This is a genomic window from Terrimonas alba, assembly GCF_042434975.1.
Taxonomy (GTDB): domain Bacteria; phylum Bacteroidota; class Bacteroidia; order Chitinophagales; family Chitinophagaceae; genus Terrimonas_B; species Terrimonas_B alba.
The window spans coordinates 511,465-537,647 of the sequence record NZ_JBHMQM010000004.1 but is presented as its reverse complement, the minus strand read 5'-3'; the positions used below and the strand labels follow the sequence as shown (position 1 = coordinate 537,647).

20 protein-coding genes are annotated in these 26,183 nt (G+C 41.1%); 6 read left to right on the top strand and 14 right to left on the bottom strand.

From position 1 onward, the window contains the following. Positions 1-254: 254 nt before the first annotated feature. From atpA to ACFEL9_RS14240, 8 genes are all read right to left on the bottom strand, one after another. The gene (gene atpA, locus ACFEL9_RS14275; RefSeq protein WP_385891190.1) at positions 255-1,835 is read right to left on the bottom strand and encodes a F0F1 ATP synthase subunit alpha; all 1,581 of its coding nucleotides are present in this window, start codon (positions 1,833-1,835) and stop codon (positions 255-257) included. 76 nt (positions 1,836-1,911) lie between these two features. Beyond that, the gene (atpH, locus tag ACFEL9_RS14270; RefSeq protein ID WP_385891187.1) at positions 1,912-2,475 is read right to left on the bottom strand and encodes an ATP synthase F1 subunit delta; all 564 of its coding nucleotides are present in this window, start codon (positions 2,473-2,475) and stop codon (positions 1,912-1,914) included. A gap of 74 nt (positions 2,476-2,549) precedes the next feature. Then, a complete protein-coding gene (gene atpF / locus ACFEL9_RS14265; protein WP_385891184.1) occupies positions 2,550-3,044 on the bottom strand; it encodes a F0F1 ATP synthase subunit B in 495 nt (164 codons plus the stop codon). Positions 3,045-3,140: 96 nt separating this feature from the next. Beyond that, the gene (gene atpE, locus ACFEL9_RS14260; RefSeq protein WP_276503165.1) at positions 3,141-3,392 is read right to left on the bottom strand and encodes an ATP synthase F0 subunit C; all 252 of its coding nucleotides are present in this window, start codon (positions 3,390-3,392) and stop codon (positions 3,141-3,143) included. A gap of 36 nt (positions 3,393-3,428) precedes the next feature. Then, positions 3,429-4,520: a F0F1 ATP synthase subunit A gene (gene atpB / locus ACFEL9_RS14255; RefSeq protein WP_385891181.1), complete on the bottom strand. Its 1,092-nt coding sequence runs from the start codon at positions 4,518-4,520 to the stop codon at positions 3,429-3,431. Between the two features lie 64 nt (positions 4,521-4,584). After that, positions 4,585-5,073 carry a hypothetical protein gene (locus ACFEL9_RS14250; RefSeq protein WP_385891178.1) on the bottom strand — a complete coding sequence of 163 codons (489 nt, stop codon included), beginning with the start codon at positions 5,071-5,073 and terminating at the stop codon, positions 4,585-4,587. A 253-nt stretch (positions 5,074-5,326) separates the two neighbouring features. Next, a complete protein-coding gene (locus ACFEL9_RS14245; protein WP_385891175.1) occupies positions 5,327-7,102 on the bottom strand; it encodes an ABC transporter ATP-binding protein in 1,776 nt (591 codons plus the stop codon). A gap of 100 nt (positions 7,103-7,202) precedes the next feature. Continuing rightward, positions 7,203-9,422, bottom strand: a complete 2,220-nt coding sequence (locus ACFEL9_RS14240) for a hypothetical protein (protein WP_385891172.1) — start codon at positions 9,420-9,422, stop codon at positions 7,203-7,205. A gap of 222 nt (positions 9,423-9,644) precedes the next feature. Here ACFEL9_RS14240 and ACFEL9_RS14235 point away from each other — a divergent pair, with 222 nt between their 5' ends. Together ACFEL9_RS14235 and ACFEL9_RS14230 are read left to right on the top strand one after the other, a co-directional pair. Further along, positions 9,645-10,322, top strand: a complete 678-nt coding sequence (locus ACFEL9_RS14235) for a response regulator transcription factor (RefSeq protein ID WP_385891170.1) — start codon at positions 9,645-9,647, stop codon at positions 10,320-10,322. A gap of 115 nt (positions 10,323-10,437) precedes the next feature. Next, positions 10,438-11,487 carry a sensor histidine kinase gene (locus ACFEL9_RS14230; protein ID WP_385891168.1) on the top strand — a complete coding sequence of 350 codons (1,050 nt, stop codon included), beginning with the start codon at positions 10,438-10,440 and terminating at the stop codon, positions 11,485-11,487. A gap of 8 nt (positions 11,488-11,495) precedes the next feature. Here the strand turns inward: ACFEL9_RS14230 and ACFEL9_RS14225 are convergent, their stop codons facing one another. Further along, positions 11,496-12,623: an alkaline phosphatase family protein gene (locus ACFEL9_RS14225; protein ID WP_385891165.1), complete on the bottom strand. Its 1,128-nt coding sequence runs from the start codon at positions 12,621-12,623 to the stop codon at positions 11,496-11,498. Positions 12,624-12,808: 185 nt separating this feature from the next. On the opposite strand from ACFEL9_RS14225, the gene ACFEL9_RS14220 reads away from it, so the two are divergent. Then, entirely contained in the window at positions 12,809-13,660 is an 852-nt protein-coding gene (locus ACFEL9_RS14220; protein WP_385891162.1) for a UDP-2,3-diacylglucosamine diphosphatase, read from the top strand. Between the two features lie 10 nt (positions 13,661-13,670). Beyond that, positions 13,671-14,693, top strand: a complete 1,023-nt coding sequence (locus ACFEL9_RS14215; protein ID WP_385891160.1) for a glycosyltransferase family protein — start codon at positions 13,671-13,673, stop codon at positions 14,691-14,693. Positions 14,694-14,703: 10 nt separating this feature from the next. Here the strand turns inward: ACFEL9_RS14215 and ACFEL9_RS14210 are convergent, their stop codons facing one another. Then, positions 14,704-14,874 carry a hypothetical protein gene (locus ACFEL9_RS14210; protein WP_385891157.1) on the bottom strand — a complete coding sequence of 57 codons (171 nt, stop codon included), beginning with the start codon at positions 14,872-14,874 and terminating at the stop codon, positions 14,704-14,706. A 276-nt stretch (positions 14,875-15,150) separates the two neighbouring features. On the opposite strand from ACFEL9_RS14210, the gene ACFEL9_RS14205 reads away from it, so the two are divergent. Continuing rightward, positions 15,151-15,417: a hypothetical protein gene (locus tag ACFEL9_RS14205; RefSeq protein ID WP_385891154.1), complete on the top strand. Its 267-nt coding sequence runs from the start codon at positions 15,151-15,153 to the stop codon at positions 15,415-15,417. A gap of 197 nt (positions 15,418-15,614) precedes the next feature. On the opposite strand, the gene ACFEL9_RS14200 is transcribed toward ACFEL9_RS14205, so the two are convergent. From ACFEL9_RS14200 to ACFEL9_RS14185, 4 genes are all read right to left on the bottom strand, one after another. Next, positions 15,615-17,648: a TonB-dependent receptor plug domain-containing protein gene (locus tag ACFEL9_RS14200; protein ID WP_385891151.1), complete on the bottom strand. Its 2,034-nt coding sequence runs from the start codon at positions 17,646-17,648 to the stop codon at positions 15,615-15,617. A 6-nt stretch (positions 17,649-17,654) separates the two neighbouring features. Further along, a complete protein-coding gene (locus tag ACFEL9_RS14195; protein ID WP_385891149.1) occupies positions 17,655-20,090 on the bottom strand; it encodes a bifunctional YncE family protein/alkaline phosphatase family protein in 2,436 nt (811 codons plus the stop codon). A 287-nt stretch (positions 20,091-20,377) separates the two neighbouring features. Next, positions 20,378-21,955, bottom strand: a complete 1,578-nt coding sequence (locus ACFEL9_RS14190) for a SusD/RagB family nutrient-binding outer membrane lipoprotein (protein WP_385891146.1) — start codon at positions 21,953-21,955, stop codon at positions 20,378-20,380. A gap of 19 nt (positions 21,956-21,974) precedes the next feature. Then, a complete protein-coding gene (locus tag ACFEL9_RS14185) occupies positions 21,975-25,238 on the bottom strand; it encodes a SusC/RagA family TonB-linked outer membrane protein (protein ID WP_385891143.1) in 3,264 nt (1,087 codons plus the stop codon). Between the two features lie 504 nt (positions 25,239-25,742). Between ACFEL9_RS14185 and ACFEL9_RS14180 the strand changes: the two genes are divergently transcribed. Continuing rightward, on the top strand, positions 25,743-26,171 hold the full coding sequence (locus tag ACFEL9_RS14180; protein WP_385891141.1) for a hypothetical protein: 429 nt from the start codon (positions 25,743-25,745) through the stop codon (positions 26,169-26,171). The last annotated feature ends 12 nt before the right edge of the window (positions 26,172-26,183 follow it).

Here is a 26,183-nt window from a genome sequence, read left to right as displayed (position 1 = left end):
CTTCGAATTCCAACACAAAATATAATGAGGATTTTACCCATGCAAGTTTTCCGAGTACTTTTTCTCAATAATTACCGTATTTTATGTAGTATAATTACTACTTCCATTTGTAATACATTGGTAATAAGTAATTTTAAAAAAATCCTTTTTAAGATTATTTTTTCCAATGGCTGCTATCATGAGACAATAAAACCCACAAAAAAAGCCTATTGTTTTGAAACAATAGGCTTTCCAGAAACTATTAAACGGAAAAACTACGCTTTGTACTGTGGTATCAGCTCACGTGATAATTCTACCATTTTCTTCAAACCACTGTCAGGCAGGTTTCCTTTTTTAAACTCAGCCAAAACATCGGGCAGTTTATTCTCCATTTCCATCAGGAAATGTTCTTCAAATTCTTTTACTCTTTTTACTGCCACATCTTTAATCAAACCATTTGTACCCAGGTAAATGATAGCTACCTGTTTTTCAACCGGGAAGGGAGAATACTGAGGCTGCTTAAGAACTTCCACGTTACGGGCTCCTTTGTCAATTACGGATTTAGTGGCCGCATCCAAATCACCACCAAACTTTGAGAAGGCTTCCATTTCACGATACAGTGCCTGGTCAAGTTTTAATGTACCTGCTACTTTCTTCATGGATTTGATCTGCGCATTACCACCTACACGGCTTACCGAAATACCTACGTTGATAGCAGGACGGATACCCGATAAGAACAGGTTTGTTTCCAGGAATATCTGTCCGTCAGTAATGGAAATCACGTTGGTAGGAATATAAGCGGATACATCGCCAGCTTGTGTTTCAATCACCGGTAACGCTGTTAGTGAACCTCCACCTTTTACCAGATGCCTGATACTGTCAGGTACATCATTCATATTTTTTGCAACGTTGTCATCGCTGATAATTTTCGCAGCTCTTTCCAGCAAACGGCTGTGCAGGTAGAATACATCACCGGGATACGCCTCACGACCAGGAGGACGACGCAGCAAAAGAGATACTTCACGATAAGCCACTGCCTGTTTTGAAAGATCATCATAAATGATCAACGCTGGTCGACCAGTGTCGCGGAAGAATTCGCCTATCGCAGCTCCGGCAAAAGGAGCATAGAATTGCAACGGAGCCGGATCAGAAGCGGAAGCCGCAACAATCGTGGTGTATTCCATCGCACCCGCATCTGTCAGCGTTTGCATTACACCCGCAATGGTAGATGCTTTCTGTCCAATTGCCACGTATATGCAATAAACAGGTTTTCCCGCTTTGTAAAATTCTCTTTGATTAATGATAGTATCAATAGCTATCGCCGTTTTACCAGTTTGACGGTCACCAATGATCAACTCCCGTTGTCCACGGCCGATCGGGATCATAGCATCAATCGCTTTGATACCGGTCTGCAATGGCTCCTTTACAGGCTCACGGAATATTACCCCCGGGGCTTTTCGTTCCAGCGGCATTTCATAGCGTTCCCCGGTAATCGGGCCTTTTCCATCAATAGGCTCACCCAGGGTGTTCACCACACGACCTGCCATTCCTTCACCCACTTTAATAGATGCGATCTGGCCCGTACGGCGAACTTTTGCTCCTTCTTTTACATCTCCACTTTCACCCATCAATACCACACCCACATTATCTTCCTCCAGATTCAGGGCAATAGCACGGACACCGTTTTCAAATTCTACCAGTTCACCATAACGCACATTGCCCAGGCCATAAACGCGGGCAATACCATCACCAATTTGCAATACGTTACCAACTTCTTCCAGGTCGGCGCTGGCGTTAAAATTGCTTAACTGCTGGCGCAGTATCGCACTTATTTCATCCGGTTTAATATCAGCCATCTTGAAACGTTTATTGTTTGTTATTTATAGTTTTTGTTTCCAGTTTTCGGTTCCCCTATTCACGACTCGCCGCACCCTATCTTATCTTATAGATAAAGTCATTATTCTCAAACTGGCGGGCTATTGTTTTCAGGTCGTATGCAATGCTCGCATCAACCAGTTTGTCTCCAACCTGTAACACAAATCCACCTATGATATCCTGATCCACTTTTTCTTCTAATTCAATATTATCATAACCACTGGCTTTTCTAACCTGGTCAGCGATTACCCTCCTTACTTCATCTGTAAGTGGTACCGCTGTGGTCAGTTTTACCGGGTGAATATCCTTGTGCTCTTTATATTGGCTGATAAAAGCCGTAGTGATCTCAGGTAAATTGCTTTCTCTTCCTTTATTGATCAATAATGAATTAAAAGCAGCAGTTATTTCAGAGATCCTCCCTTTAGTAACTGCCTCAACAATTTTCTTTTTTGTGTCCGACTTTACCACCGGACTTTTCAGCAAGCTCACAAAATCAGGATTGTTTTTGCAGATCTGTTGCAACAATTCCATATCTGCGTATACCTGCTCCAGCTTACCTTTTTCAATAGCCAGGTCAAGTATTGATTTTGCGTAACGGGACGCTAAACGTGGATTCGGCATATTTTTAAAAAGTTTCAGCTACAAGGTGCAAGGTACAAGTTGATGCCTGTGCCTTGTACCTTGCGCCTTGTTCCTTAATTCAATTTTACTTCGTCAACGAGCCCTTTAATATGAGCTTCCTGTGATTCTTTGCCACCTAATTCTCTTCTTAAGACTTTCTCACTTACTTCGATTACAAGTTTACCAACCTGGTTTTTTACGTCGGTGATGGCCGCCATTTTTTGGGTTTCAATGGCAGCTTGTGCCTCTACGATAATCTTATTTGCCTCAACCTTTGCCTGGTCTTTTGCCTCGTTAATAATCTTATCCTTTGTTTCTCTTGCCTCTTTCAGCATCTGCGCTCTTTCCTCACGGGCTTTTGCTAATAAAGCTTCATTTTCACTCTTCATTTGAGCCATCTCCGCTTTAACTTGTTCGGCGGCTGCAATTGAGTTGGCGATATTGCTTTCTCTTTCATTCAATGATTTAAGAATGGGCTTCCACGCAAATTTTTTCAACAATAACAGCACTACCACAAAGGCTACTATTGTCCAGACAAAAAAACCAAGATGGGGAGTTAACAAACTCATAGAAGTAAATATTATAAATCTTTAATTCAAAAACTTTTAAGTAACTGCACCCTCCGCCCTGTGCTTCAGGTACAGTACTGATTTTGGGAAGTATGATTACTTCAGAACCGCCAATAAACCAGCGATTACCGCAAACAGCGCCACACCTTCTACGAAGGCAGCTGTCAGGATCATACCACCACGGATGTCGTTTGCAGCTTCTGGCTGACGGGCAATAGCTTCAGTAGCACCTTTACCGATCTGACCGATACCGATTCCAGCACCAATGGCAGCTAAACCAGCACCAACGGCACCACCAAAGTGAGACCAGCTTCCAGAAACTTCCAACAGAATGTTCATTAAATCCATGACTCTGATTTTATAATTAATAAAAAACTTATGCTATTAATGATGCGGGTCCTCTTCAAAATGAGGGTCACCGATTGCCTGGCTGATAAACACCGCTGTCAGATTAGTGAATATATATGCCTGGATAAAGGCCACCAAAATTTCAATCACGTAAATAAATACCGCAAAGGCAATAGACACTGGCGCAAAGGCCACGCCGGCGGTTTTGGTCATTTCTGCAAAAATGAAGATCAAACTCACGAAGCTCAATATAATGATGTGCCCGGCCGTCATGTTGGCGAACAACCTGATAATAAGCGCAAAAGGTTTAGTAAACACACCCAACAGCTCTACCGGTAACATCAATATTTTGACCGGTACCGGCACACCAGGAAACCAAAATATATGACCCCAAAAATGACTGTTGGTGCTGAAAAGAATCACTACCAGTGAAATCAGACCCAGCACAGCGGTGAAGGCAATATTGCCCGTAACATTCGCACTACCCGGGATCAACCCAAATAAGTTGTTGATCAGGATGAAAAAGAAAACAGTGAGCAGGTAGGGTAAATATTTTTTGTATTTGTGACTAAGGTTCGGTTTGGCTATATCATCTCTTACAAACATGATCACAGGCTCGATGGCATTTTGTAAGCCTTTTGGTGCTGAAGTAACACCTTGCCCCGATTTATATTTCTTAGCCATGTTGGTGAGAATTAAAAACAGTACCAGCAAAGCCAGGAACATCTGCACCACATTCTTGGTCAACGAAAAATCATACACTTTTACAGCCTCATCCACTGTACCATCTTCTTTCACTGCAGCAATATCATGTCCTTCCAACTTATAGCCATTGTGAATTTCCTCACCATGGTGAAATTTTGACGACATGAAAAAGTCCAGACCTCTTTGAGGAGAATAAAGGATCACCGGCAGAGGTAATGTAGCGTGAAAGTCATGCCCATCCTCTTTTTTTATGGTAAAAAAGTGAAATTCGTGGGCATCGGCTATGTGATCCAGCATTTCCTTACCTGGGTCAAATTTGGCCTCCGCTCCCTCTCCTTCACCAGCCAAAGCTGTATTAGAAAAAAGAACAAGAAACAGACTGAAAACCGCTACTGATAAGGATTTGAAAGGTCTGAATGCCATACGGGGTCCTGAAATTTGGCGCAAAGATAAGGGCGGGTAGGTGAAAAACCTTGATTTAAGAAAATTACTCCCTGCCTTTTTCTTCCAGGTATTTTTTAATCTTTTCAAGCTCTAAAACGTCAAGTTGGTCCTTTGGTCGTCCGACTGCTTTTTTATTGGTTAACAGGTCGTTTAGGTGAAGGAACGGGACCCTTACGCCATCTAAGTCAGCTATTCTTGCCTGAGCCAGGCATTCTTCAAAAGTTTTATTTTCCAATCCTTTCATGGAGGTCATTATATCTAATACAAGTCCTCCGGAAATGTAAAATTGTGTCCATCCGGGTACAAAGTCCATCGTTTCAAATGATTCAAAATCGCCATATCCTAATTCGGCGTAAGCCCTTCTGAAGTTTTTGCGGTTTTCCAGGGTATCATGCAACCAAATGTCCGAGTTTTTTGTGGCCCTGATATAGCCATTCATGTTAACCGCAAAGCCACCGACCATTATATATTGAACATGATGATTATTCAGGACTTTCCAAAACTCCAGCAAACCTTCATCCATCACATCCATAAAATAAAATAGGATTATTTAACAATTTTTGCAGAGGCGAGCATCTTGCCGATCCTCATCATGCGACAAAAAAGCCGGAATTTCTCCATATCACTGAGCTCAATATTTTGAATCATGTTGAACTTTTCAGCGTCTTCCTGGGAAGAAAAATGCCTCATATATGGAATAGAGGATTCTTCAACTTTTGAAGGCTGACTATGGTTATTATCGTTGTACTTTTTCACCCACGCAAAATACTAAAAATATTAGATTTTTATAGCTTTACCGGGTGCTTTTCGAATTGCATTTCATGTAATTGACTATAAAAGCCGCCTTTTTGTAAAAGCTCTTCATGGCTGCCCATTTCTTTAATTTCACCTTTATCCAGAACGATAATTTTATCTGCTTTTCGTATGGTGGATAGCCGGTGAGCAATGACGATAGCAGTTCTGCCCTGGATCAATGTATCGATAGCATGCTGAATGAGTTGTTCACTTTCCGTATCGACGGAGGAAGTAGCTTCATCCAGGATCAATATAGCAGGATTGTACAACAAGGCACGGATAAAAGACAATAATTGCCGTTGTCCCATAGAAAGTGTAGCCCCTCTTTCCATCACATTGTAATCATACCCCCCGGGCAGTTGCATGATAAAATCATGCATATCGATCAGTTTTGCCGCCTCAATCACTTTTTCTTTCGGAATGTCGGGATTGCGCAGCGTAATATTGTCCATCACCGAACCAGAAAAAAGAAATACATCCTGTAACACCACCCCGATATTTTTTCTTAGAAAGTCAAGGTCATATTTTTCAATATTTACATCGTCAATCCGAATAGCTCCTTTTTGAATATGGTATAGCCGGTTCAGCAAACTGATGATTGTTGTCTTTCCACTACCTGTGTGACCTACAATGGCAACCGTTTCCCCGGGTTTTATCAGGAAACTAATGTCTTTTAATACGTAGTGTTCATCTTTATAGGCAAACCAAACTTTGTCCAACTCTACCTTGCCTTCAACGGCAGTGTCTGGTTTATAAGCAGGCTCATGTGATTCAGGAATAAAGTCATCATTATCCAATATTTTAAAAACCCGTTCGCTCGCTACCACTCCCATTTGCAATACATTAAACTTATCGGCCAACACCCGTAAAGGACGGAACAGCAGGTTCAAACAAAGAATAAATGAAATGACAACCCCTTGCTGGCTCTGCTGAAGCGACAAGGCTTCTCTTGCGGTCCACCATACCACGAGCCCGATAGAAAGGGCCAGTACAATTTCCACTACAGGGAAAAAAACGGAATAAGCAAATATGGCTTTGATGTTAGCATTGCGATGCTGGCGGTTTATTTTCCTGAATTTTTGAAACTCTCTCTCTTCGGAGGCAAAAGACTGCACCACCTGCATGCCAGTCAGGTGTTCCTGCACAAATGCATTCAGGCTCGCCACTGCATTACGCACTTTAAAGAAAGATACATTGATACTTTCTTTAAAATAATAAGTAGCGATAATTATAATGGGAAACGGAATCAGTGCAATAAGTGTCAACTGCCAGTCGGCCCAAAACATATAGGCTAATACACAGGCTATTGATAAAAGATCAGCAATGATAGGAACAAGGCCTTCGGCAAAGATATCGTTGATGGACTCGATATCATTGATGGTTCGGGTGGTCAGCGTACCGATCGGCGTTTTATCAAACTGCGAAAGATTTAACCCCAGTATCTTTTTATAAACAGCAATCCGCATATCTTTTACTACCGATTGGCCAAGCCATGCAGTGGCAAAAGAGAAGAAAAAACGCATGGCGGTTTCCAGCAGTATCAGTCCAACCTGGATTAGCGTAATGGTAACCACCATATCTGCTATCGAGTCAGCGATATATTTATTTACCGTTAATTGTATCAGCAGGGGCCTTACCGGTGTAATGAAGGCCAGGAGAATAGCAAGAATAACGGATATATATAATTTTCGCTTATAAGGAGCAGCGTATCCGAATACCCGTCGCAATACAGCGATATCAAATTTTTTTGGCGAAGTTTCTGACAAGACGTTCAATTATAGAAACAGCAAATGTAGGAATAAACCTATGAGCTAACAGGCTGAAATGATGAGTGACATGTTAAAATATACAACCGGTATTTGTCTTTTATAAATCACCTGTTTCTTCTCCTGCAGCTTTGCGATATGCTTTAATAAAGATAGCGCCAAGGTTTTTATAAGGCGGAATGTAATCTTCAAAACCTTCTACGGCAGTTTTTGATTTGAATTCTTTCCAGAATGGCAACCAATCTATGCCATTACCATTTCTCAGTTTTTCTGTCAGCAATTGGAAGAAGGGCTTGTTAATGGCTGTTTTACCAATTTGCTTGGAAGCGATAATATGTGCATCGGATGACTTATGCAGAATAGAATCGATCAAATGAAAACCACCGCATGATCCCATGAAAACAATGCGGGATGCAGGATCCATATAGCCGATTGTTGAATTGGCAAAATAGCTATGTCCGCGATGGATAGTAACAGTTGGGTGAAGATTATTTTTTTCAAGGTATTCTCCCAATGCCTGCTGCGCCCTATCGTCCTCACCCGTTTCTTCAGGAAGAGGCTTATTGGCATAGATGAGCACCGGTTTACCTTTTATAGATTTAATTACGATCCATTGCGGGTTGCTGCGATCGATGGTCCAGTTGCCACCGGCAAACATACTTTGAAAGCCACTGAATATACTCTGCCCGTCTTTATCACCATAAAAAAAGACTTGCGCAATTACTTCTCCTTTGTCATTGGTAAGTGAAGAAAAAGGCACATTATAAACCGGTGGAATTCCCAGTTCTTTTGTCAGGTCAATATTTTTGGTAGAATCTGCCGACAGAAACAATTTATTGAGGATATTATAGATCACAATACCCTTTGTGTTGTTCTCATCCTGGTTACGTTTATAATTCTCCTGCACCAGCGACAAAACTTCGGATGCCAGTTTTTTATTGGTTTCAATAATGCTGGCGTACGAATCTGCTACATCTACTCCATCTTCCAATCCTTCGGACTTTTCCAATCTGCCTACAAATGCTTTCATCAGGTTGGTGGCGTCATCATGACTGGGAAAAGTAGAAAGAAAATTGCCCAATGTATTATACGCTGCCGCCTGGCTTATGAATTTTCGATAATGATCGAACCTCACACTTAATAATAAAGAATCGCCCTTATTGCCAATTTTTTTCATCATCAACGGATAGACACCATTGGTATAACTGGAAGTATAAATCAGTCCGTCTGTCAATACTGCGAGGTAATATAATTCCTGGGCATTAAGCGGCTGCAGACACCGGAAACGAACAGCATCGGGTTCATTGTGCAAGCCGTTGATCGTTGTAACAAAAATGTCCTTGGCTTTCTTTTCCAGTTTTGCCGTCAGATCTTTGAAAGCAACGGCTGTATCTTTATTCAGAAACCTGTCCATGTAATCCAGTTGTGTTTTTACCAACAACCTGTAATACTGAACCGAATCGCTTTCTGCCGCATCAACTTCCTCAAAGGTCATTTTGCCTTTTACAATATTATCCAGGAAAGGAAAATACTGCTGCCCGCTTTTACTTCTCGACATCCGCGTCACTGCTTTTACAAACTCATCATCGTTGATATTGCGGATAATAGCACCGAGTTTATTCCCCGCCTGTGCATAGGTATACAATTGACCGGGGTATTTTTTACCCATTACTTTTATCAGGCTATCTGCAAAAGGCACATTTGGATTGTCTTTAAGCGTAATAAAAGTTTCGGCGGGCCGAAGGGTACAATATTTCAATATCAATAAATCTTTGGTAGATTGATAGCCCGGATTTTTGTCAAATATTCCTGACGCAAGGATGGCAGTACCTACATCATAAGGAAGCGGTTTTAATACAGGCTCTATGCTCTGGCCGGTCCTATCTTGCCGGAAACTTTTTTCGTAAGCATCTATAACAACAGGCAGGTTTAAAACATTCAGTTTCCTGTTCCGGAAGTTTTGCCTGATGTATTTTAAGATATTCGAAGTACCCGTCAGGTAATTTACTTTCAACCGGTGATCCAATAACGAATCTGTTTCTATCTTATATTGAAATTCATCAATCTCATTGGTGATCACCTTTGTCAGGCGCATATTTATTTCCTCGTTGGTAGAAATAACAAACTGGTTGTCAGTCTTTCCATCCGCTGCCAGTAAAGATTTTTGTTCTTTATCGATGGCCTCATGATTGATGAGCCTGCGAAATTCGGGCTTAAAATTTTTGAGATAGGCGGTATCCATTTGCGCCTGCGCTGTAAGGCTGGAGGAAAGAAAATGGAGTACAAGAAGAGATAGTATATATTTTGTCAGTTTTGCCATAAGAACAGATTGCAAAATTAATAACCAAACCTGAGATTAGCCAGCCCATTGCCTGCCAACATTTTAAAGACGTCAATATATACTAAAGGTTGGCATAGTCAGCCGGTAATTTATCCTCAAAATCATGCCTGAGATTAACTTATCATTAAGTCTGTATGAACAAACCTCCTAAATTTTCCGGTGCTATAAAATCCAAGTAGGTTTGCGCAAATTTTCAAAGGCATGGAAAATAAAACAGGCAAAGTGCTGATCGCTGATGACGAACCGGATATATTAGAAATACTAAAATACAATTTGGTCAATGAAGGATATGAGGTCATCACAGCAAAGGATGGGGATGAAGCGCTGGAAAAAGCGAGACGTAATATGCCGGATTTGGTGGTACTTGATGTAATGATGCCTAAAAAAACGGGGGTGGAAGTATGTCAACTTTTACGGGCACAGCCTGCTTTTAAGGATACATTAATCATTTTCCTGACGGCTGTCAATGACGAAAGTACGCAAATCAAAGGCCTGGAAACAGGCGCTGACGATTATGTAAGCAAACCCATTAGTCCGAAAGTATTTTTGAGCAGGGTGAACGCATTGTTTCGCCGGTTGAATAAAAAGGAAGCCAAGACGCTCGAAATAGGCAACCTTACCATTGATCCTGAACGTTTCATGACCCAGGTCGATAAACAGGATGTGGTACTGGCAAAAAAAGAATTTGAGCTTTTGTACCTGTTGGCGCAGAAGCCCGGCCGTGTATTTCTTCGCAATGAAATACTCAACCAGGTTTGGGGAAATGATGTCATTGTTGGCGACAGAACCATTGATGTGCATATCCGTAAGATCAGGCAAAAATTAGGCATTGATTGTATTACTACGGTGAAGGGTGTAGGATACAAATTTGAACTATAGTTACCGGTTACCAATTCCTGGTTACTGGTTATTTAATTGCTGCTTATTTCTATAAAACAGGGATAGTCGCTACGGCTGACCGGTAACTTGTAACCAGCAACCAGTAAATTGCAACATGTTTTCCATAAAAAATATTTCACCGCGACAACTTTCGGCATTTACGGCATTGGCACTGGCCGTACCTATCGGTTTATTTCTTTGGTATGTGGAAAAAGACTGGATCATTGCGCTGATCTGCTTTGCGGTTATTTTTATTGGCAGCTATTTCCTGATCTCTTTTGTACTGGAACGCTTTATTTATCGAAAGATAAAACTCATCTATAAGTTTATCTACCAGACAAAGGCCACTAAACGGGAAGAAACTTATTACAAATACATTTTGCCCAAAAAAAGCATTGATGAAGTAAGAGAAGATGTAGAAGCCTGGGCCAGCGAAAAAAAGGAAGAAATTGAATTGCTGCAAACCAACGAGCGGTTTCGCAAAGAGTTTTTACAAAACCTTTCGCATGAATTTAAAACACCCATTTTTGCGATACAAGGCTATGTGGACACTTTACTGCAGGGAGCGTTGGAAAACCCTGCAGTGAATAAGCGTTTTTTGGAAAAAGCTGCCACCAATGTGGAGCGTCTTACCAACCTGTTGGCCGACCTGGATGAGATTTCCAAACTGGAAAGAGGCGAATTGCATTTGCTGAAACAAAATTTTATTATCCAGGACCTGGTCAGAGAAACGTTTGAAAGCATCTCCATTGTTGCCGAACAAAAAAATATTCGTTGCTCTATCAAAAAAGGTTGCGAGTCGCCTTTGATGGTTTTTGCCGACAAAGAAAAAATCAGGCAGGTATTATTAAACCTTGTTGAGAATTCTATTAAATACGGCAAACAAAATGGAACCATAGTTGCCAGCATGTATAAAACCGATGAAAAACATGTTCTGGTTGAAATAAGTGACGATGGCATCGGCATTCCTGAAAAGTTCCTTCCACGCATTTTCGAACGATTCTACCGCACTGACAAAGGAAGAAGTATGGACGTAACGGGTAGCGGTCTTGGTCTTGCTATCTGCAAACACATTGTCGAAGCCCACGGGCAAACCATTCATGTGCGTAGCAGAGAAGATGTGGGTACTACAATCGGGTTTACGCTGGAAAGAAGGAAGGATTAAATCGCTTTCTATTTTCTTGACACAATGTTCTGATCACGGATACCACCCCGAAACTTTTCTCCTACCAACTCTGCTATCAGTCCAGCAATCTGTTGCTGATATAATTGCTGCTCATCTTTTATTTCTCCTAATGGTTCAATAGATGGGCCAAGTAATGCTAACCAGGTTTGTGAAGAACCGCGAATAAAACTACTGTGGGACGACCATTTATCCGTGCGGCTGCCGCGTCCATGGTCCGTAGTGATAAGTATCGTCGTATTGTCTTTATAGCCCGGCGTGGTTTGTATCCAATGCCAAAGCTCAGCAAGCATGCGGTCTACCTTATTAGCCTGTTCGAGATACAGATCGTATCGGCAGCTGTGTGCATACTCATCGGTTTCACCCAGGCCAAGAAATAAAACCCTCGGCTGATGTTGCTGCAAATATTCCTTTGCTGTTAAAAATGTAAGCTGATCATGGCGGGTACCACCTTTATTGTAAACAGCTTCTGTTTGCACTTTGTCAATGAGCTGTTGTTTATCAGAAGTATTATCGGTCCCCATGTTTTCATAACCACTATTGACCAGCATACCGCTTCGTTCTTCATTCAATATAAAAGGAAATACATCCCATGATGTAAAGGCCACCACTTTGCCTTTGAACGCCTCTTTTGTGTTCAGGTATTCAAGGACGTTGATATTGCTATTCAGCTTTCGCTTGTTGGATGCCACCAGCAGATCGGTATTGCCGGTTAGTATTTCATTGTAACCGGGATAAGAGAAATTATAAATATTAGCTGTGTTCACTTTATTGCCTTCCTGCCTGTTTCCATATAGCTGTCCTTTTTTAGCAAGGATACTCCATAAAAAAGGCATCAGTTTCTGACGCCGTTCTTTTACGTTATCCGACCAGTACAACATTTTCATCGTGGCAGTATCAGGCGTATAGTTTGTGTTGCTAATGAGAGAAGGATCAGCCCCGGTATAAATTTCCTGCCAGCGAAACCCATCGATTGTAATGACGACGAGGTTGGGGGCTGACTGTTTGTTTGCGGAGTCTTTTATAGGTGGGGTAGTTGTTGCTGCTGATAAATATTTTTCCGGCTTCAGCAAAGGCAAAACAGAAAGTAGAAATACAGAAGCTAAGATGTTTTTCACTTTACGGAGGTTTTGCAAAGAAAGAAAGCAGCTATGAACAGCATGTTAAAGAACCATCACTATTTTGTTAAGAAAGAATCCCATCGTTTATAAGCTCATTTTTCCATCCTTAACTAATCACAATTGCATAATACTTCGGTAATACTGCGTTTAAACAAAATGGCAATCTTTGCCAAACCCCTGAAATGCAAAAACGCCCCGTTGATGTTGCAGTAGTATCCGACCTCCATCTCGGCACCTATGCCAGCCGTGCCAGGGAATTCGTCACTTATCTCAAAAGTATTTCTCCACGCCTGCTGATCTTAAACGGTGACATTATTGATGGCTGGCAGTTCAGCAAACATTATTTTCCCACCGTTCATATGGCGGTGATACAGGAAATCTTTACACTTCTTTCCAGTGGTACAAGAGTGATCTATATCACCGGCAATCATGATGAAGTGCTGCGCCGCTATTCTGACATTCATCTCGGCAATTTTCAACTGACCGATAAAGTTGTCATCGGGATCAATGGCAAGATGACCTGGATCTTTCATGGCGATGTGTTCGATCATACTACCAAAGGACAGGCAAAATTGTGGACAAAACTGGGCAGTAACGGTTATGCCTCACTACTAGCCTTTAATGGCTTTGTCAATTGGGTGATGAAGCTCATGGGAAAGAAAAAATTATCGTTATCGAAAAGGATCATGGAGCAGTTTCATAAACGAATGGTGAATATTGATGCATTTGAAACGCTGATCGGTGAACTGGCCATTGAAAAAAATTACGACAGCGTTATCTGCGGTCATATTCACCAGCCGCAGAAAAGAATAATCACCAATGATAAAGGCAGTGTTACGTATATGAACTCCGGCGACTGGGTGGAACATCTAACCGCTTTGGAATACCATGATGACGACTGGCATATTTATAACTATGATGCCGCTGTCATGAAAACGGTGGAAGTGCTGCAGGCAAAACCCCAACCCGAAGTGATGACCAATGAAATAGCTATTTATCTCCATTCACTGGCGTTGCAAAAAACAGCGATGTAAATAAACAATTATGAAAATTTTTTATGCAGTACAAGCAACAGGCAACGGTCATATCAGCAGGGCTATGGAACTGTTACCTCACCTGCAACAATATGGCAGCGTTGATATATTTCTAAGTGGCGACAATAGTAACCTGGCATTGGATGCACCTATTAAATACCGTAGCAAGGGATTGAGCTTATATTATAATTGCAACGGCGGACTGGATTTCTGGCAATTGTTTAAAGAATTTCAACCGTTGCGTTTAAAACAGGAGATCAGGGATCTGCCCGTTGAAAAATATGATCTTATCATCAATGACTTTGATTATATAACGGCAGCGGCCTGTGCCAAAAAGAAAATTCCATCCGTCAATTTCGGGCACCAGGCCAGCTTTCTATCAACGCATACACCACGCCCTGCAATAAAAAGCAAGGCCGGTGAATGGGTGCTGAAAAATTATGCAAAGGCCCCTCATAATATCGGCCTCCATTTTAAAGCCTATGATGATTTTATTTTCACCCCGGTTATTAAAAGGGAAATACTGAATGCGGAACCGGCCGATGCCGGTTATATCACCGTATATCTTCCCTCCTATTGCGAACCACAGCTTCTCTCGATCTTTGGCCCGTTTACAGATACCCGGTTCGAGATCTTTTGTTCTCAAACAAGGCAGCCAAAAACACAAGGACATATTACCCTGCTTCCGGTCAACAAGGCTTTATTCAACAAAAGCTTTATCCATTGTTCCGGCATTATCACCGGCGGAGGTTTTGAAACGCCAGCGGAAGCATTGCATATGGGCAAAAAAATTATCAGTGTGCCAATACGCAGTCAATACGAACAACAGTGCAATGCAGCAGCGTTGAAACAGCTGGGCATATTAACGTTGAAAAACCTTGATGCCGAATTCAGCAATCATTTTACTAAATGGATGAATGAACGAAAAAGTTTAAAGATGGATTATAGCAAGACAGTGCCGCAGTGCCTGGATTATCTTTTTAATAATGTCTACTCTTCGCTGAAGAGGGAAAAACTGGAGTTGCATTTATAAAATTATTCCGCTACTTCATTACCTGGTCAATCTCGGCATCGCCTTCCTCATCTTTGGTTTTGTGATAATCCTGCTTTAGTTGGTCTTCAAATTGTTTCTCATCTTTTACATTTCGCCAAACCAGGAAAAGAATGAATGCAATGGCGACAATACCAATGATAATTATTACCGGCCAGTTCATGGTTGAAATTTTAAGCAAAGTTATTTCACTATTCCGGCCGGCTGTATTAAATTTTTAGCTGCAGAAAGCGGCCCTTGTTACTCTCCATATAAAAGTTGCGAAGCCCCTCCATATCGGCGGGGCTTCGCATTGGATACAACTAAAAAATGCAGGAAAGTTTTCTTTCCTTAATCGAGTAAATCTTGCACATATACTTACAAGCAGCTCCCGACTCTTAAAACTTAACATTGGATGACGCTCCTTTGCGTTATTTTTAAGTTATCAAATTGTAAACACATGGCTGGCGGTAAAAAAAAGAAAGACAAAAGCACTTCAATGAAGAAAGAAATATTCCTGCAGGTATTTAATCAATTATCCAGCAATATGGAATGGCTAAAGATCCATGTGGGAGAAAAAAAATGGGGTAACCGGATAAAAAAAGCATCAAAGTTGCTGAGCCAGGGAGTAAGAGAAAATAAATCAAAACCAGTCAAGGCAACAAAAATCAAATCTGTTAAGGAAGATACTTCCAATCCACCCCAACTCCAACCGCAGAGCAATTAACTTAGAGATGGTAATATAAAATAAAAATAGTGGCAGGAAACGGTATGCACCTTCGGTTAACATACCATTCCTGCGCTTTGATTATAAGAAGTTGCCGGCATTCAACTGTTCATAAAGCCCAAAACTCAACGTCTGCTGCTTCTCCGGTATTAGACCTTCACCATCCCTGCTTTTCGGCAAGTTGGCCACGCATCTAATTAAAAATTTAAGTTTACAGATAACCAGGCACTTCTTCCAACTGCATTGATACCTGATCCATGTGTTCTATAATCCTCATTAAAAATATTTTGCACTCCTGCATTTAATTGAACTATAGAAAATTTATATCCGCCAAATAAATTAAACACTTTCCAGCCCGGCGTACCGCCTGCCGGAATACGGTTATCATCCTTATCTCCTTGCGCCAATCTCTTTTGATGAGAAGCAAACTGGAATTCTGCCGCCGCCAACCATTTAGTATTTCTATAAGAACTCATCAGTCTGCCATTAAATGGTGGTACCCTGCGTAATGGTTCCTTCCTGCTTAAACTTTGCCCATATGCATAAGCTATACTGCCCGCAACATTCAAATTTTTGAGTACATTCCAATTCATTTCTGTTTCAAACCCCTTTATAAACGCAGATTCTGTATTTTCCTTTTGATACACCTGGTAACCGTTGATAACCTGCCCATCCATCTTTACTCTTGTGATCAGGTTGGTCAAATGCATATAATAAGCGGCCGCCGTTCCGCTTAAACGCTTTGCCTGAAATTTATACCCCAGCTCTGTATGCTGTGATTTCTCCGGTTTCAGACCGGAAGTTGGCACCTCGTGACGGAAATCAACAATACCCAATGTGCCCATATCATCCACATTCGGTGCCCGGTAACCACTGCTGAAGGCCGCATAAACAGTTTGGCTTTTGTTAAGCTGGTACATCAATGCTGCGTTACCTACCCATGCGGAAGGAGAAATTTTTACATTGCCTAATGTTGTATCGCTGATCCTGATATTAAATGTATTGAACCGCAATCCGGCATCCACGATCCATTTGCCAAAACCAAAATGATGCAACGAATACAAAGAATAATTGCCATACCGGGAATCATCAGGATACAATCCACGCATGTTTGATGACATTCCGGTTTGTGTATTGATGTCTTTCCTTGTACTGCCGACATTATCATAATAGAGTTCAACACCCGAATTGGCTGTCCATGTTTTGTTAAATTCAGAAAAAATATCGGCAGTAAATCCAATGGTACTGATCACATCTCTTTCTTTGCGCAAACTGCTGCTTCCATTCTTACGGCTGTTGCGACCTTCAATGTTTTGCTGATAGGAGAATGTTATTTCTGTTTCTTTAAAAAAAGAAGATTTGCCCTGCATATTTATTCTCGCATAACTCAGCAACCGCTGCTGCGGGTCCATTTCATTTACTGCAAAATTTTCCAAAACAACTTTATGATAAACCGGAACATTTTTTTGCCGCAGAAACTGGTTGGCCAGGGTTAGCTGAATGTTTTTCTTCAGCAAAATTTTTGCCTTCATATCCCATGACCATTCATCATAACCGGAGGGAGATTGTCTGCCTGTTGTATCTCCGCCCACCAGGTCGCCAAAATTCTTTTTTACAATCCCTGTGATCAGGGCAAACTTTTTGCCCGAATACATTGCTTCGCCCCGGATCGTTTTTTCCATATCATCTGTCATGTATCTACCAACCACTCTTCCGTGCAATGCGGACTCTCCAGTTGCAAACTGCGGATCAATTGTAAGAATATGTACCACTCCTCCTATTGCGTCCGTTCCATATTGTACCGAGCCGGTACCCTTTGCCACTTCAATACGTTTGATGGTAAAAGGATCAATGGTATTCAGGTATTGATTAGGCCCATACCGGAAAGTAGAATTGTTTAAACGGATACCGTCAACCAAAATAAGTGTTTGATTACCGGTAACACCTCTTACAAAAGGAGAGCCTCCACCATGATTTGTTTTTTGTACAAAAACCCCGTTCATACCCATCAATGTTTCAGGCGTAGTTCGGGAATTTCTCTCAGCAATAGACTGCTGCGACATTGTACTGACTGAATAGGGAACCAGTAAGCTTTGCTGCTGATGCCGCTGAGCTGTCACTACCACTTCATCTAATGAACGGATGGCTGTATCTTTTTTTTCATCAGCCTGCTGGGCTGAAACAATAACGGCAGGAAACAGCGATGCTATAACAATTAATTTCTTTTTCATCATTTCCTATTTATCCTCATCGTCGTCTTCAACCATCTTTATAAAAGCACTTCTTCTGGGTGCCGGCATGACGCTGCCTTCACCTTTTACTGCTTTCCAGATCACTTCGCTAAAAACAAGATCGGGAATGCGGTCTTCTTTACTGAAATCAAAAGTTTCGCTTAATCTTGCTCCGGCAGTATTTTTTGTATTCTTTTCATTCAGATCAACATTAGCAGCTACCGATTGAAAGGGTGAAAGGTCAGAATCAGATGTAAAACATCTCCACATTGGTTCTGCCGCTGCATCATACTGACTCATCGGAGGCAAACCAAGTATCAACTCAATTGTCCGTAACATAGAACTGGTGGAATACATGGTGTGATCCACAAACTTTCTTTTTACAAATCCACCTGCTACATACGCTGTACTTCTGTGCGCATCTACATGGTCGGGGCCATTCTGTGCATCATCTTCGATTATAAAAATGGCGGTCTCTTTCCAAATCGGGCTTTTGGATAAATATTCTACAAATAACCCGCAGGCCAAATCATTGTCGGCCACATGGGCAAATGGAGTCGGCCGGTCAACTCTTGCTCCTTCAGTATGATCATTAATGAATCGTAACGAATTGAAACGCGGAACTGCATTAACAGCCAACAACGAATCAAATTCTCTTTTCCATTGATAAAATCTTGTAGTGTCTCTTACCGACTCATCCCAACTGGTGTAGTAAGGACAAAAATGATCTTCCAATACTTTGATGTTGGCTTTATAATCATCTGCAAATTCACCGTATGTTCTATAGCTGACACCGGCCCGCTTGCAATAGTCCCAGATAAAACCCCGGTCGGGATTTGCGATTTCACGATTGCCTTCAGCATCATAATTGCCGCCTCTGCCACCATAACTGGTTTGCCATGTTTTCTCCAAATAATCATTTGCATTTGCAGAAGTGCTCCAGTTATGTCCATCGGCGCTTACTTCTCCATCCACATAAAAATTATCAAGCAATACAAATTCCCTGGCAAGCTTATGTTGATTGGGCGTTATTTTTTCTCCAAATAAAACAAGGCTGGTATCTCCGTTGCCTTCCGGCATATCGCCTAATACCTGGTCGTAGGTCCTGTTTTCCTTGATAACATAAAATACATATTTGATCGGCGATGGATCGCCTACTTTCATTGGGATGGGATTTCCAGGTTCACCTTTGGCACTCATTTCTTTTTCTTTGGAATAAGGCGTGTTCTCGTAAACTGTTTTGGACCAGGCAGCCAGTTGCGAAATGTTTGGTTCATCAATAATGCTAAGTGTTCCCTTAAACAAACCACCGATGTATTCGATCTTACTTTGTTGTTTCCTGTAATCACCATGCTGGTAATTTACTTCCTGGTCGGTCTTTGAAGGGTCCGGACCTTTTTTGTTCGGTTTCGACGACAGGCCTTTGCCATTGCTTACAAATATTTTTTTACCGATCACTTTTACATTGGTAGGATACCAGCCTGTTGGAATAAATCCTTTTGATTTACTAAATCCAGGATTACTTACATCAAATACAGCGAGGCAATTATTATCAGCATTGGCTACATATAATGTTTTTTGATCTTCACTTAACGCAAGTCCATTGCTGGCAGAGCCGGTTGGAGCATCAGGATATAAAGCCGCATTCAAAACTTCCAGCACTTTTCTTTGTGTGATATCTATGACTGAAACAGCATTATCACCGGCATTAGCAACATAAAGATGTCTGCCGTTTTTTGACAACAGTAATTCATTCGGATTTTCTCCCACGGCAATTTCCGAAACAATGGTTTTGGCAGCAATATCAAATACAAGCACTTTTTTTCCTCCCCATAGTGAAATGTAAAGCTCTTTTTTATTAGCAGCTAACAAGCAGGTATAAGCCGCTTCACCGAGTGATTGCTGGTAAGTGATCTTTTTTGTACTGAGATCAATGATGTATAAAGAATTATTCTCTTTGGTAACAATGAACATTTTTTTTGCCAGGTCATCTATCTCTATCCCTGCCGGTGAAATTTTCTCCGGCCATTTTTCTCCCAACCTAATACTATCCACCAACCGAAGCTTTTTGTTGGACAAGGCATATTTCAAAATCCAGTTATCATTGCCACCACTGGCATACAGATATTTTTCGTCCCCGCTGAATCTTAGTCCATACCACGATTTGGGAACTGTAACAATATCCAGGATCTTTTCAGTAACGGGGTTAATCAACTGAATACTTTGTACGCTTTGTCCATTATTGGTAACGGCCATTAATTTTTTTGTTTTCGAAACAGCAATATTCAATGGCAAATCACCTAATGGCAATGAACGGCCGGCAGGCGATAATGTCCAGCCATTGGGTAGAGTTACTTTTTTAGGAAGAGTGGTTTGCTTAGTCTGTGCGTTTGATAAAATCGCAGATAACAAACAGGTAATGATTGCAAGTGAGTATTTCATATTTAAGCTTATTGAAGAAATTTAGTTTTCTTTTTTATAATGAGCTGCCCTCTGTTCATCCTCAACATCCGACACAGCGCCCAATAAAACAGCGAAAATCTTTTCTAAAGCTACGACTGTGGAATTATTTTTGATTTGAAAAGCCAGAAAAGAAAACGGAGCTATATACGCTCCGCTTCTTTTATCGTTATTTCATGATTGGTTGCGTGGTTTTATCCCACATTTTCTTAACCACGGTATTTCTTCAAATAAAGAATAATAATAAAATCGCTTTGTACTTCTTTCTATTATTTAATCAACCACATTTCCCCGTTTATATCATTTGTACCACCAAACTGTGATTGAAGAGTTGCTTGCAAGTTGTCTGCATTTCTTTGCTGCTCGGATGAAGGATAGGCCCATCTTTTAGGTATTTGTCCATTATTTCCTATTCCAACACCTGTTGAAAAAGCAGGGATACCTGTACGGCGAAAATTATAATAAGCTTCCCATCCTGAGTTTTGGAAAAAAGCAAGATACTTTTGTAACAATATTTTGTTCAACCCGGCTGCACCTGTTTCATATTTTACAGCAGCCTGGTTATAATAGGCAGTAAAATCAAAATTGAAAGGCGCAGTAGTCCACTCACCCAATGATTTTCCTATTGATAAATAATAACCGGTATTCGTACCATTTACAATTCCATAAAAAGAAATGGATGCCTGCATACCTTTTTTATACCATTCTTCTGCATCACCTGTTACCCATCCGCGGTTGATGGCCTCTGCTATATTAAAACACATTTCGGCATAGCCAACAATAATAAAATCTTCACCTGTATTTGTTCTGTAATACCGATAACGGTTAATATGGCTTATTTTATAACTAAATGCTTTGCTTTCCATAATATCCTGCGACTCACCTGTTCCTGACGCTACGTAAGCTCTGAAATCCGTTGGCGCCCAACCATTATCGTTTACCAGTTTCCAGGCTGGTTCACAGGTTACCAGTATTCTTGGATCTTTTATATCCGCTGCATTTTTTACGTAGGTCTCAGCCATGTTATAACGCAGGGCATCGAAACCAAAACTTACCGGGTTAGTGGGATAATTGTTTACATTAGCAATGTACCTGTACGCAAGATTATCAACAGCTCCTTCAAACTTTGGAAAGCCGGCCACATTACTCATTATTTCCGCGAACTGTTGTTTAATTTTCAAATCTGCATCGGCTTCCTTTTTGCTAAGGGCTATTAAAATTCTAAGCTTGTAGGCATTGACCAGTTTTCTCCACTTAGAATAATCTCCATTATAGAAGATATCTCCTTTTAACCGTTCAGTTCCTGCCTGCAGCAATCCAAACTCCTTGTTTGCCTCATCCAGCCATTTTAATATTTGTAAAAAGATCTCTTTTTGTGAATCGTATTTCGGTTGCAAATTTCCTTCAGATGCTTTTACAGCTTCGCTCATGGGTACATCCCCCATCATGGAAGTAAGATTATAATAGTAATATGCTTTTAAAAATTTGGCAACAGTATGATAGGGAGTAGAAGTATTCCCGGCAACCTTTTCAGCCTCCTTTTCCATTTGAGCAATATTTTTGAATACATTCACATATACATCAAATGGTCCATTGTACCAGTTATACTGATTATCGCCATAGTACTCAAAGTTGCGGCAGTAAAACTGGTTATATCTTGCTACGGTACCCCAGGGTTCTATTCCCCCAAGACCTTTTGAAATTCCATTTATCAGTACATTAAAAGCTAAATCAGGCGGAACTGAAGTAGGAGTGTTAGGGTTGACCTGGAGTTCTTCAAATCTTTTTTTACAAGATGTTGTCGTTACTAAAGCAACAAGAGACAGTATATAAATTATTTTTTTCATTGCATTAATTCTTTAGTTGTTAGAAAGTAAGATTTACGTTAAATCCAAAACGTCTTGTAGTAGGCGTTTGCAAATCCGATCCCCCTGACTGTGTAAATTGGTCGGGGTCAACATCCTTGTATCTTTCCGGAAAAAAGAGCAATAAGTTGCGGCCTACCAAAGAAATTTCGGCTTTCTTAATAAACGATCCTCCTAACAAAGATCCAGGCAATTGATAGGTCAATGTTACTTCCCGCAGTTTTGCAAATGTTTTGCTGATATTATTAAGTTCCGTGATATTGGCATACCTGCCGGAATAACTTTGAACAGTAGTCACTTTACTGTTTGGTACGATGGTAAGATCCTTCATGTTTGTTATTTCACCTGTAACAGGATCTAACTGAATAGCCGGTCCCTGTAATGTAATTCCGGGAGCAACAAAAGAACCCCCTTTTACATCGTCGGGACGGTATTGCCCCCATAAGCCGGTAGCTGTTTCCAAATGACGCCCTCCCTGCATGGTTTTTTGACGCACATAGTCATGAAAGATACCGCCTGAAATACCGTCAAACTGGAAAGTGAACCTGAAACCTTTATAGGCCAGTGTATTGGTAACGCCCCATGACCAATTTGGATCAGCATGTCCAAAGATTCTTTTTGCTCCACCCTGGCCGGCATCTCTGAAACGCATCAGTACCCCATCGGTGCCATGTACTAGTTGCCCATCAGGTGTTTTAACAAACCCTTCGCCATACAGAAGGTCAACACGGGAGCCATCTTTGCTCCACGCATCTGGCGACGGATGCTTAATCCATACTCTTTTAAAAGTAGACCAGTTTACACCTACATTCCAGGAAAACTCTTTTCCGGAAACAGGTGATCCGGATAAAGCAATTTCCAATCCGGTATTCTTATAGCTTCCGTAATTGGTTCTTATATTATCAAACCCCGATGCCTGTGAAATAATATCTGTCCTGCTGCTCAGTAATTCTGATTTTGATCTGAACGCCGTTACATCCAGGTTCAACCTGTTCTTTAAAAACCGAATATCAAGACCAGCTTCAACTGTCTTTTTATTATCAGCTGTAAGATCAGGGTCTAATAGCCCATTGCTATAAACAGCACCTAATACATTGTTATAAGTTCCGCTGTTTGAAATTGTATACCCCAAAGAAGTAAGATCATAAATACCCATATTAATGGGTGTATAAAACTGCTGACCATAACCCTGACCAGTGCCTATACCGATAGCCGGCTGCCCGATGGTGGCATAAATTCCTGCATTACGACCTTCCGCATACGATCCGCGTAATTTAAGAAAGGAAATAACAGCAGGCAATTTCACATAATCGGAAACTGCAGTAGCTATACCAAATGATGGGTAGAAATAAGAATTGTTATTAATCGGCAACGTACTCGCCTTTTCAAGACGCCCTGTGGCATTTAAGGATAAATATTTGCTGATACCAAAGTCGAACGAATAATAAGCGCTTAAAAAAAGATTTTCCAACGAGACAGAAGCCTGCTTAGCCGGTCGCAATGAATTGGCCAAAGTATATAGGCCCGGAACATTTAAATAGTCTGTACTTGCAAAACTGCCATTATAACGTGCTGTTCTTATATTACCTCCTACAAACCCATCCACACTCAGGAGGTTATTAAAGAAACGGGAGTTATATCTTACCTGCACTTCGTTATTTGCTTCAAAAAAAGATCTTCTGTCTTCGCGATAGTCACCTAATCTTTCATCCCTTCCGTATGCACCAGCGGATACCGGCATTTTTTCCTGGCGGAAAATATCATAGGTTGAAACGCCCGGCCGGTACATAAATTCAAACCCTTTTGCAAATTTCCAATTGAGCGAAACATAACCATAGAGGTCATTTTTATAGTGTGGGCGAAGCCATTCTTTCACCATAAACCAGGGATTATTGTATCGCTGATATTCCGCATAAATCTGCTGGATACCGGCTTTTCCGGGTTGCCAGTAATTCTTCATATCCTCCATGCTCCAATCAGCACCGGCCCAAATGACAACGTTGTAGATCATACTGTTTGGGCCATAGTTTACATCAGGAAAATTGGGTGAATATTGCCTGCTGTAGTTAATATCAGCGGTCAGTTTTATTTTATCACTAAAGTCGTAGCCGGCACTTAGGTTGAAATTGGTGGTGTTCATATCCATATTCGGAACAATTGCCCGTTGGTAGGTATGACCAATACCAAACCGCACATCGTATTTGTCACCACTGGCCGCAATAGATACATGGTTTGAAGAAAGAAGTCCGGTTTGAAGAAATTTTTTCAGGTTATCTTTTCCACGGGCAACCCAGGGAGTTGGTTTTATATTTCCTGTAAATGTCTCACCGTCGCCAAAAGTGGTAGTATAGGTAGCCCCAGGGGTGACTTCTCCATCATATTGCGGCAATAACTGACCGTCAAATCGTGGACCCCATACATCATAATCATTATCGTTTACTCCACCGCCAACTCCATCTTTAAAAGCGTACTTACCTTTCGAACCCGGGCCATACAGATCCTGGTAAATGGGAAATGCCAAAAACCCTTTATCGAACATGGTGCTGGAATTAAATTCAATAGCAAAGCCCCTTTTATCTTTTGATCCTTTTTTTGTGTTAAGCACTATCGCACCGTTGCGGGCCAGACTTCCATACAAAGCCGAAGCTGCTTGTCCTTTTAAGAATGTATAACTCTCAATATCGTCAGGGCTGATATTCCAGGTATCCGTAGTGATTGGAACACCATCGACAACAAAAAGAATATTTCCTTCGCCGCGAAAATTAATCGAAGGCTGACGCAACAGTTCGTTATTGATATTAACGTTCAATCCTGCCACTTTACCCTTCAGGCTATTAATGGGGTTAGGCTCACGGGCCTTAATTAAGTCAGCTGTTTTTACGTCCTGTACAGCATAGGTGATCCTCTTTACTTCTTTTTTTACCCCTAATGCCGTTACGATTACTTCATCCAGATTATGTGCTTCGGCAGTGAGAGCCACAGATCCTGACTCAGTTGCTTTTACCTCACGGATGCCATAGCCCACGTTGCTGATGATGAGCAAATCTTTTTCACCGGCCGGGATGCTAAACTCGCCGTTGTTATCTGTAACGGTTGTGGCATTACTGCCCTTTACCACTACAGTAGCCCCCGGCAATGGTTGTTTATTATCTGAAGCAATTACTTTTCCACTAACGGTCCGCTGGGCCATCGATAACAATGACATCGTGAGCAGGAAAAGAAGGAAATGAATTTTTTTACAGCGGGTCACTAAACGTAGCAGCATAAGGAGAGGTTGATTAGTTTCAGTTTATTGATGCCCGGCGAAATTCAAATTGTAATGTGAACGCAGTCTTATGCAGAGATGAATGAATGATTAAGTAAATGTGAAGGAATAATAAAGACTGCTCCATTACTACTGAATCATAAAATGTTGCGGGAGCATTATTTTAACGTGATTTTTGGATTTTCCTTCATCCGGGGTGGATGATTCGCAGAGAAAAAGCATCAATGGAAAAGTCACAAGGCGTCCGCCGCAGCGGACACTTGGTGCTTTATCTATGAGTGTTACCCATGATTTATTCCTACCGGAACAATTTAGAAAACTGATTATCTGTGAAAAAGACCCAAAACTCATTTATTTTAAACCGGCAAGCCCTTTTTAAGGGTTATTATCAAGTTTTTTTAAGAAAACACTTAAACAGAATTATAGATTCAACTACAAAGAAGGTTGTTGGTAAGAGCTAGCTTCGCTTTCCTATCTACTTATTTTATAAAGGAAGTCCGACCTATGAATCTGCATGCTGTTGTTCAAGAGTTAACAAAGAATATTCTTTGGCAAAAAGAATATCGCGGAAAAAATGTACAAATTTTTAATGAGGTGAATAGCGGACTTCCGATCGTTGCCGAACAGGAAATACTTTCTCAAACACTGAATAGTCTTTTGACATTAGCTTCCAATCATTCCGGGCAATATTATATCAGCGTCAGCGCCAAACTATTCAACAAACTTGTGCTGGTGCAGTTAAGGACAAATATCGATATTGACAACTTCCCGGCTGAGGAGCCCTTCCGGACCATCAATGATATGGCTGGTACGATTGGCGGATGCCTTTATATCAGCAGTGACAGGAAGAATGAAAAAACAATTACGTATACCTATATCAACCGGCCGGGCAAGAAGGGCAAGTCAATTACCAGCAGGAAATTTTATTCTTAAACAGACCTGCCG